Raw genomic sequence first — 17,268 nt, forward strand, 5'->3', positions numbered from 1 at the left:
CGTCAGGCTCCCATTCCGGCGTCGCGGGATGGCTCGGGGGTGGGAGGGGCCTGCGGGGCAGCGGCCGGAGTGCTGGTCCTGGCGGGGGTGACGACGGACTTCGCCGTCGCGTTGACGCCGGGCAGGAAGGCGTGGGCGGGCACGGCGGCCGTCCCGGGCGCAGGGAAGGCGAGCGGTTCCAGCGGGGCCGGTCCCGTGCGGGCGTCGATCTTGACGCCGGGGAGGTACTGACCGTGGGTGCTCACGGCGACGGGGGCAGGGGCGGGCGTGGTCGGCGCGTTCGGGTTCCCTTCGCGCTGTGCGGCGGCCCATTGCCGGTCCTCGGCTGCGGGGAGCGTGACCTCGTGGTCCGGGCGCAGGACCTTGATCTCCTCGCGGAGCTTCTCCACGTCGGCCGCCCGGGCCGGGCCGTCCAGTGTCGCCACCCTGGCGCACACCTCCAGGACGGCGGCGCGCTGCGCTTCGGGGGTCGGGAGCGCTTTCAGTTGCTCCAGGTCGAGGTGGCCGGCCTTGGTCAGCGGCGTGTACTTGGGGTCGCTCTCGTCGTATCCGAAGGTGTGGATCTGCGCGCGGACGGCCTGGGAGGCCAGCAGTTCCTGCGTCTCGGGGGCCAGACCCGCGTACTTCTCCGCGGGCGCCGGGTACATGAACTCGATGATGCCGAGCTTGCCGTCCTGGCGGAGCTGCCGGGCCTCGGTCTGGTAGGCGACGGTGCCGGGGTTCAGCTCGGCCATGAAGAAGAGGGCTTCGTTCTCGGTCTTCGCGGCGTACTTCTGAGAGAGGGCGTCCCAGGCGTCCGCGGCCATGGCCTGACCGCTTGCCGCGTCCATGTCCAGGGCGGCGTGGAGGGCCTTGTCCCACAAACGCAGTGCGCCCAATTGCTCACCGCCGGGCGTCCCCTCCAGGTAGCGCACGGAACCCTCGGACGTCGCGTTCTCCACGTCGGCGTAGGCGGCGGCGACGTGCATGCTGCGGACGTTTTCGCCCGGACCCAGACTGGAGTGATTCTCCAGGGCCCAGGACCAGAAGGCGGATTTCGTGTCCGGGGCCGGGAGGTCCACGTCCATCTGTGTGACGAGGTCGATCACGTAGGAGGGCAGCTTCTCCTTCAGGTCCCCCACCTCGATGCCCGACGCCAGGGCGCCGGCCTTCAGATCGGCGGCTATCCTCCTGGCCTCCGCTTTGGTCAGACCAGGCTCCAGTCCGGCCAGCGTGGCCCGCTCGCGTGCCTGCGTGATGACTTCGTCGGCCAGTTGTCGCTGGGTCACAGGGCCTCCGGCGGATAGCAGTCGACATTGATCAGTACGCCCCGTGGCTCCCCCGGGAGAGGAGTGAGCCCGAGATTCACGGTGAGCACCGTGATACGGCCCTCGGCTCCGGCGGCGGGCCAGACGGCCATGCGGTACGGGTCCATGTCCTCGTGCCGGATCTCACGCGGGGCGAGCCAGTGGTGCTCATGCGGAGGCTCGGGGAAGCCGGGGTCGTCCCAGCTGCCGGAGAACATGGGGTCACCGAGCACGCCACGGGCTGCCGCCTCGAACGCGGTCCAGGCTTCGGCCGCTTGCGTCAGAACCAGATCGTTCTCGGCGGCGCTGTCGGCGCGCAGATGCCAGGTCGTCCAGTTGAGGTTCTGCACCGGCGCCCAGCCGCCACCGTCGACGGGATACAGAGCGATGCGCTGACCGGTGGCGCTGTGGACGCTCAGGATGCGTTCACCCGCGAGGGGACGCCAGCCGAACAACGCGCACCAGTCGTCCAGCGCTTGGCCGGGGTTCGGCGGCCCTGCCCAGACGGCCGGCCAGTCCACGTGTTCCAGTCCCCTGAGCTCCTCGGCCAGCTGCTCCGGGCTGCGCTCGATCCTGAGGGTCGTCATCGTTCGTCGCCTTCCTCGTGTTCCGCACGGCTTCGGTTCATCCGCGCCGTTCCTGCCGACGGGAGTCCACGTGGTCGGGGTCGTGGCAGGCGAGCACGATCCTCGCATCGGCCGGTACCGGACGGTTTCGTGCGGTGTCGCCGCGCGTCATCCGCAGCTCGAAGACCGGCGCCTGCGGCACGCGGAACCGCCATACGCAGACGCGGTGCGGGTCCCGGTGGTCCGCTCGCCACGAGGCGCCGGGCCACGCTCCCGACCACGGCAGTTCCGGAAACCCCGGCGTGTCCCAGGCGCCGTTCCAGGAGGGGTTGCCCAGCAGGCCGCGCAGGGCGTTCAGGCAGGCGTCCCAGCGGGCCTCGGCCAGTGCGGTGACGTGCGCGTTCTCGTCCGTGTCCCGGGCGCGGGCCGACCACACCGTGTGGTCGACGCGGGGCACCGGGCGGCCGGGGGCCGCCGAGACCAGGTGCAGCCGGCCGCCCTGCTCCGTCCGGACGCGCAGGCCCGCCTCGAACCACAGCGGCCGCCAGCCGAAGCCGGCGCACCAGGCCGCCCGCCGCTCCGTGTCCGCCGGGGCCCCCGCCCACACGGTGGGCCAGTCCACGCCGATGAGCCGTTCCAGTTCCGCGACCAGTTGGCCGGGGCTGCGGTCGGCGGTCAGGGCGGGCATGGGGCGGCTCCTCGGGGCTTACGGACGGGGAAGCGGGTCAGACGCGGCCGCTGGGGCCGCGTGGGTCCCGGGGGTGCGGCGGGGGCGCGGGCTGCGGCGTCAGCTGCTCCACGGGTGCGGGGCGGGGCCGGGGCGCCTGCGGCTGCGGCACCTGCGGTTGGGGCACGTGCGGCTGGGGCTGCGATCGCGGCTGCTGCGGGGCCGGGGACGGAGCCGGCGACGGAGCCGGGGCCGGGCCCGGACGGGACTCGGTCGGAGTGGTCGGCTGCGGCGACGACTGGCTGCTGCTGCCGCTCACCCGGCGACCGCGCTTCGGGGCTTGCGGCTCGGGCTGGGAGGCCTTGCGTGCCTCGAACTCCTCACGCGTCTGCTCGTACTTCATGCGTGTGGTCTCCGCCGCCTGGTTCTGCGACTTGCGCTGCTCGCGCTTGGACTGACCGATCCAGCCCCACTGCTGCATCTTGCCGCGGCCCTTGCCGCCGGTGGCCACCCTGTCCGCCGTCCATGCGACGCCCTTGGCGCCTCCGCTCGCGACGCGGCCCGAGGTCTTGGCCGTGGAAGCGGCCAGACCCGGCGCCATGGCGGTCACCTTGCCCGCGGCGTCCCGGAGGCCGAGCATGTCCTCGCCGCCCGCGACCTGGGGGGTGAAATTACCGCCGAGGAGCTTCTTCAGCATCATCACGATGGCGATGGTGACGAGGAGCAGCATCAGCAGCTGGGTGCCGAGGGCGACCTTCGCCGGCAGGATCATCTGATAGAGCACGAGCAGCACGGTCAGGATCACGCCGAAGCCGGCGCGCAGCACGAAGCTGTGGATGAACGTCTCCAGCCAGCTCTTCAGCAGTTTCTGCTGCGAGGGATGGATGCCGATCGTGGCGACCAGCGGCAGCAGGATGACCAGGATCAGGGTGACCGCGTGCCACAGCAGGGTGAGGGCGCTGAGGACGATGACCATGAGACCGACGATGAGCGCGGCGATGATGGAGTAGAAGGCGAGCCCCACCCGGTTCCCGGAATTCCTGCCCGCCCACTCGTCGAAGGCGACCGGGTAGATGCGCATGTCCGCGACGTCGTCGCCCTTGTCCTTGCCGCCCGCGATCTCCTGGCGGATGGGCGTCCAGTCGTCCTTGAACTTGTCGAGCTTCTTGTCGCTGAACGCGTCGATGTTCGTCTTCGACTGGGCGACGAGCTGGATCACCCGCAGGTCCTCGCAGCGGGCTCCCTTGCCCCAGGAGCAGGTCTTGTTCTTCTCGGCCGGGACGCACACGCCGTTGCTGAGCTTGCCGCCGCTGTCCTTCTTGAAGATGCAGTTCTTGCCCGGGTCGCCGAACTGCCCCAGCGCCCAGGGGCGGAAGACGAGCGTGTCGTACATGGCGCAGCTGGATATCCGCAGGCCCCGGTTGTAGGCGCCCTTGTCCAGGTCGCAGGGCGCCTGGGTCTCTCCTGAGACGCCGGCGAGGACGACCTCGGTCAGGGCGGAGTTGGCCCGGGCGATGTAGGAGTCCGCGGTGCCCACGAACTTGTCGTAGTTGCCCCCGGTGAGGAAGGCCGTAACGGCGACGATCGTCAGCGCGGACCAGGAGACGCCCGCCCACACCTCGCGCATGTCGCCCTTGCGCCATTTGGTGAACACCCACAGGCCGACGAGCAGGATCATCACCGGCACGGCCGGACGCAGCACGTTCTCCTTGAGCGTCGTCACGACACTGTCACGGCCCTCGTAGAGGCCGGCGAGCGGACTGGGGTTGGAGGCGGACTCCTTGATGGAGATGGCGGCCCGGGTGAAGATCTTGGTGCCGTTGAGGATGGAGTCGGCGATCCCGTTGTTGATGTAGGACATCACCGAGCAGTCGTCGGCGCCGCTGCCCAGGTCACCGTTGTCCTCGGAGGCGTCACCGCGGCCCTTGAACGTCTGGGACCAGTTCATTCCGCGCATGCCGTTGAGTTCGTACATCGTGTACGTGTCCGGCGAGTCGGGAAGCTTCACCGCGCCGGTCGTCGTCCCGGAGTCGTCCAGGAGCGTAGTCGACTGCTTGGTGTCCTTGTCCCACTGCATGACCGCGGCGAACATGGACTCGCCGTTGGTGCCGGGCGTGTCCATCTGGTAGCTGTCGTCGCCCGTGAAGTCGCAGGAGAAGCCCGCGTACGCCGGGGTCGGCATGGCCAGGGTGACGGCCGTCAGGGCCAGCGCCACGAAGACGACGGCCCGGACAGCTGTGGCGGCCTTGGTGAGGGCCCGTTGCAACGCTTTGCGCGAGGGCATCTGGAATCCTTCGAGAACGCGGGAGCGGAGAGAGACGGCGGGAGCGGGCCGGTTCAGCTGGGGAAGTAGTCGCTCAGGACGCAGCCGTCGACGAGTCCGGGACGCTTCTCGAAGCCGCTGGGCGCCGAGAAGGCCGGGTCGCACGTGAGGAATTTGAGCCCGGACTTCTGCAGGCCCTGGGCCGCTCGGCTGCCGACGGCGACGACCGCGAAGTCCTCGCCCACCACGAGCCGCTCGTTGTCCGCCTTGGCGGCGGTTTGGAACTTCTTCATGTCCGCCACGGACAGCAGGGCGATGGGGTCACCGGACTCGTCGCTGCACACGCCCCGCTCCTTGACGCCCCAGGACGGGTCGGCCGCCTCGTCCGCACCCCAGGCGGCCTTGTCCCCGTCGTGGTCGGCGTCGTACTCGTCGCCGGTCTGAAGATCCAGGCAGGGGGTGTACTTGTTCACGTAGTACGCGATGGACGCGAGGTCGGCCGCCTTGGGCAGACCGCTGTCCGCGCCCCCCTCGGAGCCGCCGGGCGTGCCGGTGGCCGAGCTCTTGCCGTCGGCCTTCTCGGCGTCGTCGTCGCTTCCGCACCCCGCCGCCGCCGTCAACGCGACGAGGGTGGCGCCGATCGCGAGCGCTCGCTTGATTCGCATGGTGTCCGTCCTCAGTGCTGATGGGGTGGGGGCGGCGGTTCGCACGCCGTCATACGGCCTGTGCGACCGTCTCCTGTTCGGCGTGCTGTGCGGCCGCCGGGTCCTCCTCCGCCTCCTGCAGGAACGTCCAGTCCCACACGCTCAGGGGCGGGTTGACGCCCTGGCGGGCCGGGCGGGTGGTGCCGTTGGTGTCCGTGGCGGCGAGGATCTCCTGGAAGACCAGGTCGACGGCGACCGTGCCCACGCGCTTGTCCGCGTCGCGCTGGAGGCAGACGCCCGTGCGCAGCTCCTGCAGGGCGGCGATGACCTTCGGGTCGTTCTCCGGCCGGCCGAGGAGCGGAGCCACCAGGGAGGCCTCCTGCGCCGACTTCTGCTTGAACGCGAACACGGTGTGGATCTGGTTGGCGCCGCCGCTGCGGGCCTCGGAGTCCTCGATCTGCACCAGGTCGATGGCCTGCTGGGTGATCAGGACGGTGACCGCGAGGTAGGAACGGCCCTGCTTCAGCGCGCGGCGCATCAGGTCGCGGCCCGTCTCGGTCGCCGTGACGACGTAGGCCTCGTCGACGAAGAGGGCCTTGGGGCGCAGGCCGATCTCGCCGGTCACCGGGTTCTTCTCGTAGCCGACGTCGAGCATCTGGCTGCCCAGTTCCACGACCGCCATCAGCGCGGTCGCCGCGAGGCGCTCCGCCGGATTCCAGTTGCGCGGGTCGGAGGCGGCCGGGGACTGGAAGCCGCGCAGGGTGATGACCGTGCGGCGCTTGCGCATGCTGGACAGCGGCTGCGGGTGCTCGGCGAAGGAGAGGCGGGCGTAGGGGAGGGTGCGCAGCTCGGTGAGGAGCATCTGCGCGAGCTTCAGGTCCTTCTGCGCGTCGCGGTCGCCGCTGGCCACCGCGTGGTCGTACGCCGCCACGACCTCGTCGACGACCTGCCACAACGTGGGGCGCGGGACGGCGAGTTCGGCGTCGCGGGCGGTGTGGCCCTGTTCGACGGCCTGGCGGATCGCCGAGTTGTAGCGGCCGATGACGGTGGCCATGCCCTCGATGACGGGCAGACGGACGCGCTGGTAGTCCTCGTCGCCGAGGAAGCCGCGGAGCATGGACTCGGCGAGCAGACGGCCCGCGGGGACGTCGCGGGCGATGACCCACGGGTCCAGGACGCCGGCCTGGCCCTTGAGGAGGTCGACCACCTCGGTCTCGGCCCAGAACTCGGGGTTGACGGGCTGGAACTTGCTGGCCGGGGTCCCGAGGAGGCCCGTCTCCGCGTCGTTCGCGAAGTCCGGGTCGTTCACCTGGGCGCCGAAGGCCAGGTAGTAGCACAGCTGGGCGAAGTCGGTCTTGGGGTCGATGACCAGGCAGCGCACGCCCGACTCCGACTCCTCGTAGAACTTCTGGAGGGCGAGGGAGGACTTGCCGCCGCCGGACGCGCCGACGATGGCGAGGCCGCCGCCGTCGTTGCGGGCCGGACCGACGTGCAGCGAGTAGTGGACCGGCATCTTGCCCGCCCAGCCGACCAGGTTGCCGACCCAGCCGAGCCGCTTGCCCGAGCGCTGCTCCGGGTTGTCGCCCAACTCCGTGCCCGCCGTGGGCAGTCCGGCGCCGAGCTGTTCCACTTCCTGGAGGCGGAGGTAGGGCGCGATCGGCAGCTTCGGGGCGTCGCCCGGCAGCTGGGACTGGAGCAGCCGCCACTGCTGACGGGTGGGCCGCAGCAGGGTGACCTTCAGGTCCTGCTTGAACTGCATCTCCAGGACGCGGCGCCGGCGCTCCAGCTCCTTCACGTCGTGGGCCGAGATCGTGAAGCGGATCTGCGCCTCCATGCCCGGCATCTTGTGCTCGTCGATGTCGTCGACGAGCTCCTGGGCGCGGGTGACCTGGGTGGCCAGCTTGGTGTCGGGGCTGCGGCCGGAGTTGGCCATGTCGTTCATCTCGTCGACGAGGTTGCCGCGGATCTTGTCGGCGCGGTCCTTGAACTTCAGGTACGGGATGAGCGTGAACCGCATGTCGATCTCGACGGGGAAGTCCACGTGCTGGGCGGCGTAGCGGGCCCACGCGGTCGACTGACGGAAGCGGGTCTCGGCCGGCCAGTTGGCGGCGACCAGGGTGGTGGTGTAGCTGGTCTGCTGCTCGCCGGTGACCTCGTCGTACTGGTTGAGCACGATGTGCGTCTTGCGGTTCTCGCCGGAGAAGTCGACGACCAGGTCGAACTGGTTCGGGCCCCAGGCGCGCGAGCCGAGCACCGGTTCCGGCGGGACCGGGAGGTCGCCGTGCAGCGGCTTGCGGATGAGCCAGACCAGCTCCTCGCGGCTGAGCGGGGCGCCCTTGAGGCCCTCCAGGCTCTCGTGGACCTCGACGGCGACCTGCGTCCACTCGGCGAGGACGTGCGGGGAGAGGTACTCGTCGGCGACGCCGGTGGCGGTGGCGGCGGCCTGGTCGGCGGCGCCGCGGACGCCGCGCAGGAGGCCGGGCTCGTCGTAGGGCTCGTCGTCCTGGGCGACGACCCCGCTGCCGCCGTTGGTGCGCTTGAGCGAGCCCAGCTTCACCAGCAGGATGTTGCGCTCGCGCTTGGCGCCGATGCGCTCCTGGTACTCCGCCTTGCGCAGGTTGTACGCCTTGTAGTTCTCGGTGGGCTCCCAGGCGATCGCGTTCAGCTCCTCCGCCCAGGTCATCGCGGTGATCGGCTGGTACACCTTGCGGTAGTGGCACTCGACGTTGCGGTCGCCGCGGGCCAGGTTGAGGAGGCCGCGGGCCGGCCCCTCGGCCATCGCCTGGAGCTCACCGGCGTTCAGGTACTCGTCGATGGCGTTGGGCAGGACCAGGCCCGTCCACACCGAGTCGCCGTGCACGAAGATCATGTCGTCGGCGTAGCGGTAGGGGAGGCGGAGGTCCTCACGGCGGGCGGCGCCCGAGGCGCCGGACGGCTTGGAGCGGGCCGAGGACGACCGGTTCGAGCCGCCCCGGCCGCCCTGACCGTTCTTCTTGCTCGACGTGGCGGCCATGATCATGGCGACCACGAAGAAGGCGGCCGCCCCGCCCAGAAGGATCAGCATGAACATGGAGGAGTCACCCTGCAGTAGTTGACGTGTAGGGGGTCAGCGGTAGGTCGAGAAGGCGCTGCCGCGCTCGGCGGCTGTCCGGCGCGCGGCCTCGTAGCGGGCCTGCCAGCGGGGCGAACCAGGCGTGAAGAGGATGACCTGCCAATGCAGTTCCTCGGGTTCCTGGTCGGCTGCGAGGCCCTGGAGGCGTTTGGGCTGGAACCACCAGTCGGTCATCACCACGATCTGCTGGCTCAGCGTGAGAGCCGAGGGCAGTGGCCGTCCCCAGACGAAGTAGACGGCGAACGGCGGTCCGAAGTACAGGATCGACGTCCACATCGACATGCCGAGGAAGGGCAGGAACGCCGACACCGTGAACAGCACGATGAGCCAGACCAGGCCGAAGCCGAAGGCCGCGCCCAGCGCCGGTAGCAGAAGGCCCGGCAGCGGGATGTTGCCCCAGTTCCAGATTCGCTTGGGGCGGTTGACCAGATCGGTATGGTCGTAGGCGACCAGCGGCTCCGGCGCCTCCTGGCTCATGTGCGAACTCCTCGGTGAGAACGGCTACGGACGACGGTCCATCCGGACGTCAGCCCTTGCCGCCGCCGATCTGGCCGCCCAGGTCGATGAGCAGTCCGGCGAGGCCGGTGGCGCCGCCGATGATCAGGGCGGCGAGCGCGATCATTCCGAAGCCCTGGAAGGCTTCGCGCATGCCGTCGCCGCGCTTCATCGACAGGAGCATGCGGATGCCGAGGATGAGGAGGGCGATGACAGCGACCATCGTTCCGGCGTTGCGGAGGATCGTCTCGATCTCTCCGAACATGTCCTCCATGGTGGTGGCGGCCAGGTACACGGTGTTTCCTCTCGAGTGGTGAAGCAGTAGGCAAGCGGTGTGCTGAAGGGACGGCGTGGTGGCCGCTCAGGGTTTGCCGGGCTTGGGCCTTCCGCTCCGGGACGGCTGGGCGGGCGCGGAGGCCGGGGCCGAGGCGGACGCCGACGTGGACGGGCCGGCCGAGGGGGAGGCGGCGCCGCTGTCGTCGGTGCTGTCGGCCCGTCCGCCCTGTGAGTCGAGGACGCCGCCCCGGATGTCCTTGATGAACCAGCCCTGTGCCGTGTTGACCACCGTCATCCGGTAGGCGCGGCGCACCGTCTCGCCCTTCGGGTCGCCCCAGTCGACGATCACGCGGGTCTCGACGGTCTGCCCGACGGGATACCGGTAGGGGTCGGTGTTCTGCACGCTCTTGGGCACCAGCGCGACGACGTCGTTGACCGTCGGCGTGGACAGCCGGCCGGACAGGCCCGAGGTGGCCGACCGGGAGGCGTCGGGCGTGGTGAACCGGGTCATCGCCGTCGCGTCGGAGGCGCCCCAGGCGGTGAAGTAGCCGGGCAGCACCTGCTGCTGGAGCTGTCGCGCCAGGGCGTCGTCCACGACCTCGTCGTCCTGGTCGAGCTCCGGCACGTCGGCGCGGGCGGGCAGCGGCATCTGGCCCACGTCGCCGGCGACGCGCAAGCCCTCGCCCGTCTTCAGGTTCTGCACGTACACGGGGACGGTGAGCGTGGTGAGCGTGCCGTCGTCCGTGCGGACCTGTACGCCGATGTAGCGGCCGTGGTCGCCGTACTCGGGAAACTTCTCGGCGGTTCCGTCCCAGGCGGCGGAGACGGCGGCGGAGGTGCCCTCCCCGCTCCAGCCGCACTCGGCGTCGACGCCGGCGGAGGCGTAGCGGGCGAGGTTCGCGCGACGCGTGGACGCGGTCCCCGGGGAGAACGTCATGCACAACAGGGCGTACTGCTCGGCGAAGGTCGCCGCCTGCTGGGTAGGGAAGTCGGTGAGGCGGTACTTGTCGACGTCGGCCGAGTCGAGTCCGGCTGTCGAGGGCCCGGACGACTTGCCGACCACCAGGCCCATGACGCCGCAGGAGCCGAGGGCGAACACGCAGGTGGTGATCAGGAGCGTGGCGCGCAGCGCGACGTGCGTGCGGCGTCCGCCGCCGGAGATGCGGCCGCCGGGCCTGGGGACGTCGAAGTCGCGGGCGGGCCTGGACGCCGACGGGGAGGTGGCGGGGCCGGCGGCGGCCGTGACGGCGGTCTGTGCGGCGGCCGGAGCGGCAGTCCCGGCCGTCCCGGGCGAGAGCGTGGCGGAGCCGGCGGGCGCCTGGTGGCCATGCGGCTGTGACGGTGACTGCGGCGCGGGCTGGGCGGCAGGCGCGGGCGCGGCGTGTGCGGCGGGCGACGCCTGGCCGCCCCGCTTGCGCTGCTCCTTCTCCGCCTTCTTCTGCTCGTAGGCGGCTTTGCGCGCGGCCCGTTCCCGTTCGCGCTTCTCCTTCTTCGACTCGCCCTGGGGGCGGGTCTCGCGCGGCGGCAGCGACGGGACGGCGGCCTGGCCGGCCCGGGGCGTGTTGCGCACCCAGGCGGCGGCGACCTGCGCACGGGCCGCGTCGGAGGGGAGCTGCTGGGGCCGGGGCGCTTGGGGCGCCTGTCCCTGCCACGCCTGCTGCGATGGCTGCTGGGAAGGACCGAAGGACCCGGGCTGCCCGGAAGGCTGGCCTCCGCCGACCGCGCCAGCAGGGCTGTTGTGGTCTGTCATCGAGTCGGTTACTCCAGCGAGTCGGTTCCCCGTCCGCCTGGGCGGGTTCACGACCGCACCGCACGACGGGCCCTGGCCCGGCCAGGTGCGCTGGCAGTGTGACAAAGACCCGTCACCGGATCGGTCTCTCTTTCCTCTCCGGGACTTCCGTAATTCCCGACGGCGCCTCCCTGGGGAAACGCGTCGGGAAAGACGTCGGGGACCGGTCGGCAGGCGCTGTGCCGTACGGATCCGCTCGGGGCACACAATGCGCTGGGCATGTCTGCCCGACGCGCCGGGTGCCGCCACCCGGCGTGCCCTGGACCCGACGGACCCGGCGAAGGACGAGAGTTGAGCGACGACAACGGGCACCCGCAGCAACCCGAGCAGCCCGGCCCGCGCACCTGGGAGATTCCTCAGCAGGCCCAGCCCGCCCCCACGCCCGCCCCGGCTCCGGCCCCCGCGCCCGCTCCGGCGCCGGTCCCGCAGGCATCCCAGCAGATTCTCCAGGCGCCGCAGGTCTTCCAGACCGACCGCGCCTGGGTGGACGGTTACGAGCCGGGCAACCCCTGGCAGGCGCGTCTGTGCGTGGAGACGCCGTACGGGACGTTCGCCTATCCCCTCACCCCGAACACCATCCCCGAACTCCTCGAGCAGATGGTCCTGGTGGCCCAGGAGCAGCAGGGCCTCCCGGTAGGCGTCGACGAGGATCCGCAGACGCTCCCGCCGGGCGACGAGGACGACGCCGAGGAACAGCACGGCGTCGGAGCCCGTCTCCAGGGCGGCCGCGCCGCCCGCATGACCGGCTGGGCGGTCGTCCACGACCTGTGGGAGCGCGAGGACCCCACCGCGCGCATCGTGATGGGCGCGATCGTGGTGGTGCTGTTGCTGCTCGGTATCTTCCTGACCTGATCGCGGGCGCACGCGATCGCCGCAGACCGACTGATGGGGGAGCCATGCCCGACGCCCAAGGAGATCCCGGGGAGCCGGAGTTCTTCTTCGCGGACGTCTTCGTCTTCGTCTCCGACTACCTCGCCCAGGTGGTCCGCCGCCGGGTCAACGGATCCTCGGCCACCTGGTGTCCGAAGTGGTGGGAGCACCCCGAGGCGGGGGCCCGCCTGTCCGCGTTGTGGCTGGCCTGGGAGCACCTGCGTCAGGATCCGGCGCTCGGCATGTCGACGTGGTGGCTGCACCACGCGGACCCGCATCTGCGGGTGCTGATGGACGCCGACTCTGGCCCGTTCGCGGCCTGTTCGCCCAAGGACGGGCACACCGCGTACCCGTTCGACCCGCTGCCGGTGGACCCGCGGCCCGAGTGAGCGTGCCGACGGCCGGACGCCCGTGCCCTGGACGTCGTCGCGGTCTAGTACGGCGGCGGCCCGGCCTCTCCTCCCTTTCCCGTCGCCGCCCGCACCGTTTCCCCGTCGGGAATTCCCCCGACTCCCCGCCTCCCCCGCCACCTACCGTGTCCCGGTCACCCGCCGTACCGGCTCAGCACAAGGGAGGCGCGGGAACGTGGATTTGCCTGAGGAGGGCAAGCGCTCGGGGCTGCTCGCCCTGGCGGTGCTCGGAGTTCTCCTGGTCGCCGTGCTCGCGGTGTTCACCGTCTTCGACGGCGGCGACGACAGCGACGGCGGCCCGGCGGCTTCGTCGGCGACGTCCGCGGGCCGCCAGGACGCCGCGAAGGCGGACAGCAGATCCGACGGCACGCAGGAGCCGAGCGTCGGCGCCACGCCCATCGTCGCGCTCACCGAAGTGGCCGAGGCCCACGCGGTGATGACGAAGTACATGGCCGGGCTCAACACCTACGATCACGCCAGCAAGCCGGCGGCGTGGAGCGCCCCGCTGCTCGGCCTGACCACCGGCGACACACAGATGGAGCAGGTCACCACCCTGCCCGCCGACAAGGATTGGGCCCAGTGCGAGCCCGACCGGTGCTCCTCCACGGGCACGGCGACCGTGGTGCGGGACGCGATGATCTCGGACGACCTGGTGCGGGACAGCGGCCGGTCGATCTCCAGCGTGGTGGACGTGACCGCCGCGCGGACCGCAGGCGGAAAGACGGTCACGGAGTCGAACAGGTGGCTGGTGACGGTCAAGGAGGAGAGCGGCGCGTGGGTCGTCTCCGGCTTCGACCTCTTCGGTCTCGGCGACGTGGGCGCCTCCGACGAATCGGGGGAGTGAGCCGGCATGGTGGCACCCGCCGTACTGGCGGCCGCGCAGAAGGCCGCGAAGGTCGCCAAGGCCGCCAAGAAGGCCCGTCAGGCCGCGTCCGGCGGAGGCGACCGGGGTGACGGCAAGGGCAAGGACAAGAGCAACCTCAAACTCTGGCTCGTCCTCGGCGGCAGCGGCGGTCTGCTGACCTTCGGCGGTATCTCCCTGGTGACCGTCATCCTCATGGGGATGATCGGCGGCACCGGCAACGGCGCCGTCGCGGCCGCGTGCGGCGATTACGCCGACAACGCGAACGCCGGCAACACCGGCGACGCGGCGGCCACCAACCCCATCCTGCCGGCGGGCAAGATGTACATGCCGAGCGAGACCGCGCGCAACGAGATACCGCCGAAGATGATCCTCGCGGCGATGCGCGCCGCTGCCCGGTACGACGGTCTCGACTGGGCGCTCATCGCAGGACAGATGTACCAGGAGACCAAGTACGGGCAGCACCCGTCGGCCGCGCCCGGCGGCAAGAACTCGCTCGGCTACATGGGCATCCTGCAGTTCGGCACCCCCGCCTGGACGGACTACGGCGCCGACGGCAACGGTGACGGCAAGAAGGACCTGTACAACATCGACGACGCGGCGTGGGCCGCGGCCAACTTCCTGCATGCCAAGAAGGCCGAGACCGCGCCGTTCAAGGCGCTGCAGACCTACTCGGGCTCCACGGCCTCCAACACGATCTACCCGCGCGTCGTCATCACCCAAGCCACCCGCTACCACGGGGTGCTCACCGGCGACCAGGCGCTCATCAGGCGCTGGTACGCGCACCTGAAGGACGCCGTGGACAAGAACCCGGACTTCCCCACCCTGGGGCAGCAGTCGGACATCCCGGAGCCGGTGGGCAACAACGCCCAGCCCGGCTCCGCCCTCAGCATCGCCGCGACGGCGCCGCGCTCGTGGTCCACCCCGCCCCTGGACGGCGGCGACGGGGAGAGGACGACCACGGCCATGGCACCGGCCGCGTACACCACGGCCGTCCCCGGCTCGGCCGGCGCCGCCACCGTCGCGTTCCCGGCGGCCAAGCAGCCCACGGGCGGCGCGGGCTGGCAGTGGCCCCTCAAGGAGGGCAGCTACACGCTGGGCACCAAGTACCACGAGAACGGCAACATGTGGAGCCTCGGCTACCACACCGGCCTCGACCTCGTGGCGTCGTCCGGCACGCCGATCTACGCGCCGGCCGACGGCAAGGTCGTCCACGCGGGCCCCGGCGGTTCGTACGGCAACGAGACCGAGATCCAGCACGCGGACGGCGTCGTCACGCTCTACGCCCACCAGACCTCGATCAAGGTGTCCGTCGGCCAGACCGTCAAGCGCGGTCAGCAGATCGGCACGGTCGGCGCGACCGGCAACGTCACCGGACCCCACCTGCACTGGGAGGTCCGCGTCCCCGGGGTCGACAACCCGTTCGTCGGCGGCCAGGACTCCGGACCCGGCATGGTCGACCCCCAGGCGTGGATGAAGGGCCGGATCACCGCCAACCCCGACTACGGCACCGTTCCGGGCTCCGTCGACGAGGACAAGGGCAAGGGCGCCCGGTACGCCTCCTGCGCGCAGCAGAACGGCAGCGCGGCCGTCGCCCCGGACGGTGCCGGCGCCTCCGGGGTCCTGCCCGACGCCGACGACCCCGTGATCCGCGCGGTGCTCGGCTGGGCGCAGCGAGGCATCGGGGTCCCGTACGTGTTCGGCGCTCCGCGGCTGCAGGGCCAGAACCCCACGAGCTTCGACTGCTCGAGTTTCACGCAGTGGGCCTACTACATGGCCAGCGGCGGGAAGATCAACATCGGCACGACGACTTATACGCAGGAGCCCTACCTCAAGAAGTACGAGGTGCCGCTCTCCCAGGCCCAGCCGGGTGACGTCATCTTCTTCCGACCGGAGGGCAATCACTCCGGACACGTGGGTCTGGTGTGGGACCCCAAGGGCCGCAAGATCATCCATGCGCCGCGGCCCGGCAAGACGGTCGAGTTCAGCAACTGGGACTACCAGGACAAGATCACCGGCGTCTACCGGGTCCCGATCCCCCAGGGCACCGACCCCGTCGAGGGTGACGGCACGGGCCGGCGGAAGGGCGCCTGAGGCGGTGGCCCGGCGGGCCCGCCCGCCGCCGACGACAACTCTCCCAGTGCTCCCAGTTCTTCAAAAGTCCAGAAAGGACGGACCCGCGGGTGACCGCAGAACAGCAGAAGAAGCCCCGCGCCGAGGACGACTGGACCTTCGAGATCGTCATCGCCGTCGTGGTCGTGCTCGTCGTCGGCGCCGGCGCCTGGTTCGCGGCGAAGGTAGGCGCCGGGTACGCCGACGCGCCCGCGCCGCCCTCCAACCCGCTGAGCTTCCTGGTCGAGGTGATCAAGGGCGACTACACCTGGCCGGGTTCGGCGGCCGGCGCCGTCGCGGCCGGGGAGGCCGTGCTGGCAGGCGTCCTGGGGCTGGTCGCCTACCGGGTGCGGGAGCGGTTCAGGAACAAGCCCAAGGTGGACGGCGCCGCCCGGCACCTCGCCAAGGGCGAGGAGCTGGGCAGGCTGACCATGAAGGGCGCGGCCGCCACCGCCGAACGCCTCGGCGTGCGGTCGCGCACGCCCGGCGTGTTCATCGGACGGTCCGTGAAGGGCCGCCAGCCGCTGTTCGGCTCGTACGAGGACATGCACGTCGACATCTGGGGCCCCCGGACCGGCAAGACGACCCGGCGGGCCATCCCCGCCGTCCTCGACGGGCCCGGCGCCGTCCTCGTCACCTCCAACAAGCGCGACATCGTGGACGCGACCCGCGGGCCGCGGACCGCGCGCGGACCGGTGTGGGTGTTCGACCCGCAGCAGGTCGCGCAGGAGGAGCCGAGCTGGTGGTGGAACCCGCTGTCGTACGTCACCGACGTGGCCAGGGCCCGCAGGATGGCCGACCACTTCGCCAGTGGCTCACGCGACGCCGACGCCTCCACGGACGCCTTCTTCGACCCGGCCGGCCAGGACCTGCTGGCCAACCTGCTGCTCGCCGCCGCCTGCGCCAAGGCGCCGATCACGCAGATCTACACCTGGCTGTCCAACCCCAGGGACGACACCCCGGAGCGGATCCTGCGCGGCGCCGGGCACGCCATGTCCGCGGACGGTCTGTCCGGGGTGGTCAACGCCCCCGACAAGCAGCGCAGCGGCATCTACGGCGTCGCCCAGCAGATGGCGTCCTGCCTGGTCAACCCCGAGGTCAACCGGTGGGTCACACCGCCCGACGACCCGTACGCGGGCGAGTTCGACCCGCACGCGTTCGTCCGCTCCGGCGGCACCCTCTACTCGCTGAGCCGGGAGGGACGCGACTCCGCCGGACCGCTCGTGACCGCGCTGACCGTGGCCGTCGTCGAGGCGGCCGAGGAGTACGCCACCACCCAGCGCGGCGGCCGTCTGCCGCTGCCCCTCGTCGGCGTCCTCGACGAGGCCGCCAACGTGTGCCGCTGGCGGAACCTGCCCGACCTGTACTCGCACTACGGCTCGCGCGGCATCATCCTGATGACGATCCTTCAGTCCTGGGCGCAGGGCATCGAGGTGTGGGGCGAGCGCGGCATGGAGAAGCTGTGGTCCGCCGCGAACGTGCGCGTCTACGGCGGCGGCGTCTCCGACACCCGGTTCCTGGGCGACCTGAGCGAACTGGCCGGCGAGTACGACCTGCGCGAGTACCAGACCAGCCGGGAGTCGGAGTTCGGCGGCTGGTCCGGCAACCGCGCCATCAGCGAGTCCACCCGCCGCGAACGCGTCCTGCACGTCTCCGACCTCGGCGCGATGCCGCCCGGCCGGGCCCTCGTCCTCGCCTCCGGCACCAAGCCGGTGCTGGTGGAGACGGTCCCGTGGTGGGAGGGGGCGTACGCGGCCGAGGTCCGGGCCTCCCTGCAGAAGTACGACCCCGGGGCGCGCTGACACCGGACGCCCCACCCGGACGCCCCACCGGGGCGGCCCTGCCCGGACGTCCGCACCGCGACCGCGCTTCGTCGCTCCGTCACCACGTCGCTCCGTCACCACGTCGCGACAGTG

Annotated in this window: 14 protein-coding genes; 5 read left to right on the forward strand and 9 right to left on the reverse strand. The window is 71.2% G+C overall.

What is annotated here, in order from left to right:
- Nucleotides 1-2: 2 nt before the first annotated feature.
- The 9 genes from OG802_RS19050 to OG802_RS19090 form a co-directional block, all read right to left on the reverse strand.
- Nucleotides 3-1,268 carry a hypothetical protein gene (locus OG802_RS19050; protein ID WP_329412072.1) on the reverse strand — a complete coding sequence of 422 codons (1,266 nt, stop codon included), beginning with the start codon at nt 1,266-1,268 and terminating at the stop codon, nt 3-5.
- On the reverse strand, nt 1,265-1,873 hold the full coding sequence (locus OG802_RS19055; protein WP_329412074.1) for a hypothetical protein: 609 nt from the start codon (nt 1,871-1,873) through the stop codon (nt 1,265-1,267). Before OG802_RS19055 ends, OG802_RS19050 begins: the two co-directional genes overlap by 4 nt.
- Before the next feature lie 37 nt (nt 1,874-1,910).
- Nucleotides 1,911-2,540 (reverse strand): hypothetical protein, encoded by a 630-nt coding sequence (locus tag OG802_RS19060; protein ID WP_329412076.1) that lies wholly within the window; start codon nt 2,538-2,540, stop codon nt 1,911-1,913.
- A gap of 37 nt (nt 2,541-2,577) precedes the next feature.
- Complete coding sequence (locus OG802_RS19065; protein ID WP_329412078.1) at nt 2,578-4,803, reverse strand: hypothetical protein; 2,226 nt, start codon at nt 4,801-4,803, stop codon at nt 2,578-2,580.
- A 53-nt stretch (nt 4,804-4,856) separates the two neighbouring features.
- The gene (locus OG802_RS19070; protein WP_329412080.1) at nt 4,857-5,447 is read right to left on the reverse strand and encodes a hypothetical protein; all 591 of its coding nucleotides are present in this window, start codon (nt 5,445-5,447) and stop codon (nt 4,857-4,859) included.
- Nucleotides 5,448-5,496: 49 nt separating this feature from the next.
- On the reverse strand, nt 5,497-8,496 hold the full coding sequence (locus tag OG802_RS19075) for an ATP-binding protein (RefSeq protein ID WP_329412082.1): 3,000 nt from the start codon (nt 8,494-8,496) through the stop codon (nt 5,497-5,499).
- 36 nt (nt 8,497-8,532) lie between these two features.
- The gene (locus OG802_RS19080) at nt 8,533-9,015 is read right to left on the reverse strand and encodes a hypothetical protein (RefSeq protein WP_329412084.1); all 483 of its coding nucleotides are present in this window, start codon (nt 9,013-9,015) and stop codon (nt 8,533-8,535) included.
- Nucleotides 9,016-9,064: 49 nt separating this feature from the next.
- Nucleotides 9,065-9,328, reverse strand: coding sequence for a hypothetical protein (locus OG802_RS19085; RefSeq protein ID WP_093773962.1), 264 nt, complete (start codon nt 9,326-9,328; stop codon nt 9,065-9,067).
- A gap of 66 nt (nt 9,329-9,394) precedes the next feature.
- A complete protein-coding gene (locus OG802_RS19090) occupies nt 9,395-11,059 on the reverse strand; it encodes a conjugal transfer protein (RefSeq protein WP_329412086.1) in 1,665 nt (554 codons plus the stop codon).
- 330 nt (nt 11,060-11,389) lie between these two features.
- Here OG802_RS19090 and OG802_RS19095 point away from each other — a divergent pair, with 330 nt between their 5' ends.
- The 5 genes from OG802_RS19095 to OG802_RS19115 all read left to right on the forward strand — a co-directional run bounded on the left by OG802_RS19095 (nt 11,390) and on the right by OG802_RS19115 (nt 17,154).
- Nucleotides 11,390-11,950, forward strand: a complete 561-nt coding sequence (locus tag OG802_RS19095) for a hypothetical protein (RefSeq protein ID WP_329412088.1) — start codon at nt 11,390-11,392, stop codon at nt 11,948-11,950.
- A gap of 44 nt (nt 11,951-11,994) precedes the next feature.
- Nucleotides 11,995-12,357 (forward strand): DUF4913 domain-containing protein, encoded by a 363-nt coding sequence (locus tag OG802_RS19100; protein ID WP_329412089.1) that lies wholly within the window; start codon nt 11,995-11,997, stop codon nt 12,355-12,357.
- Between the two features lie 196 nt (nt 12,358-12,553).
- A complete protein-coding gene (locus tag OG802_RS19105) occupies nt 12,554-13,222 on the forward strand; it encodes a hypothetical protein (RefSeq protein ID WP_329412091.1) in 669 nt (222 codons plus the stop codon).
- Nucleotides 13,223-13,228: 6 nt separating this feature from the next.
- A complete protein-coding gene (locus OG802_RS19110) occupies nt 13,229-15,334 on the forward strand; it encodes a peptidoglycan DD-metalloendopeptidase family protein (protein WP_329412092.1) in 2,106 nt (701 codons plus the stop codon).
- 89 nt (nt 15,335-15,423) lie between these two features.
- The gene (locus OG802_RS19115; protein WP_329412094.1) at nt 15,424-17,154 is read left to right on the forward strand and encodes a type IV secretory system conjugative DNA transfer family protein; all 1,731 of its coding nucleotides are present in this window, start codon (nt 15,424-15,426) and stop codon (nt 17,152-17,154) included.
- The last annotated feature ends 114 nt before the right edge of the window (nt 17,155-17,268 follow it).

The organism is Streptomyces sp. NBC_00704 (genome assembly GCF_036226605.1).
In the GTDB taxonomy this organism is placed as follows: domain Bacteria; phylum Actinomycetota; class Actinomycetes; order Streptomycetales; family Streptomycetaceae; genus Streptomyces.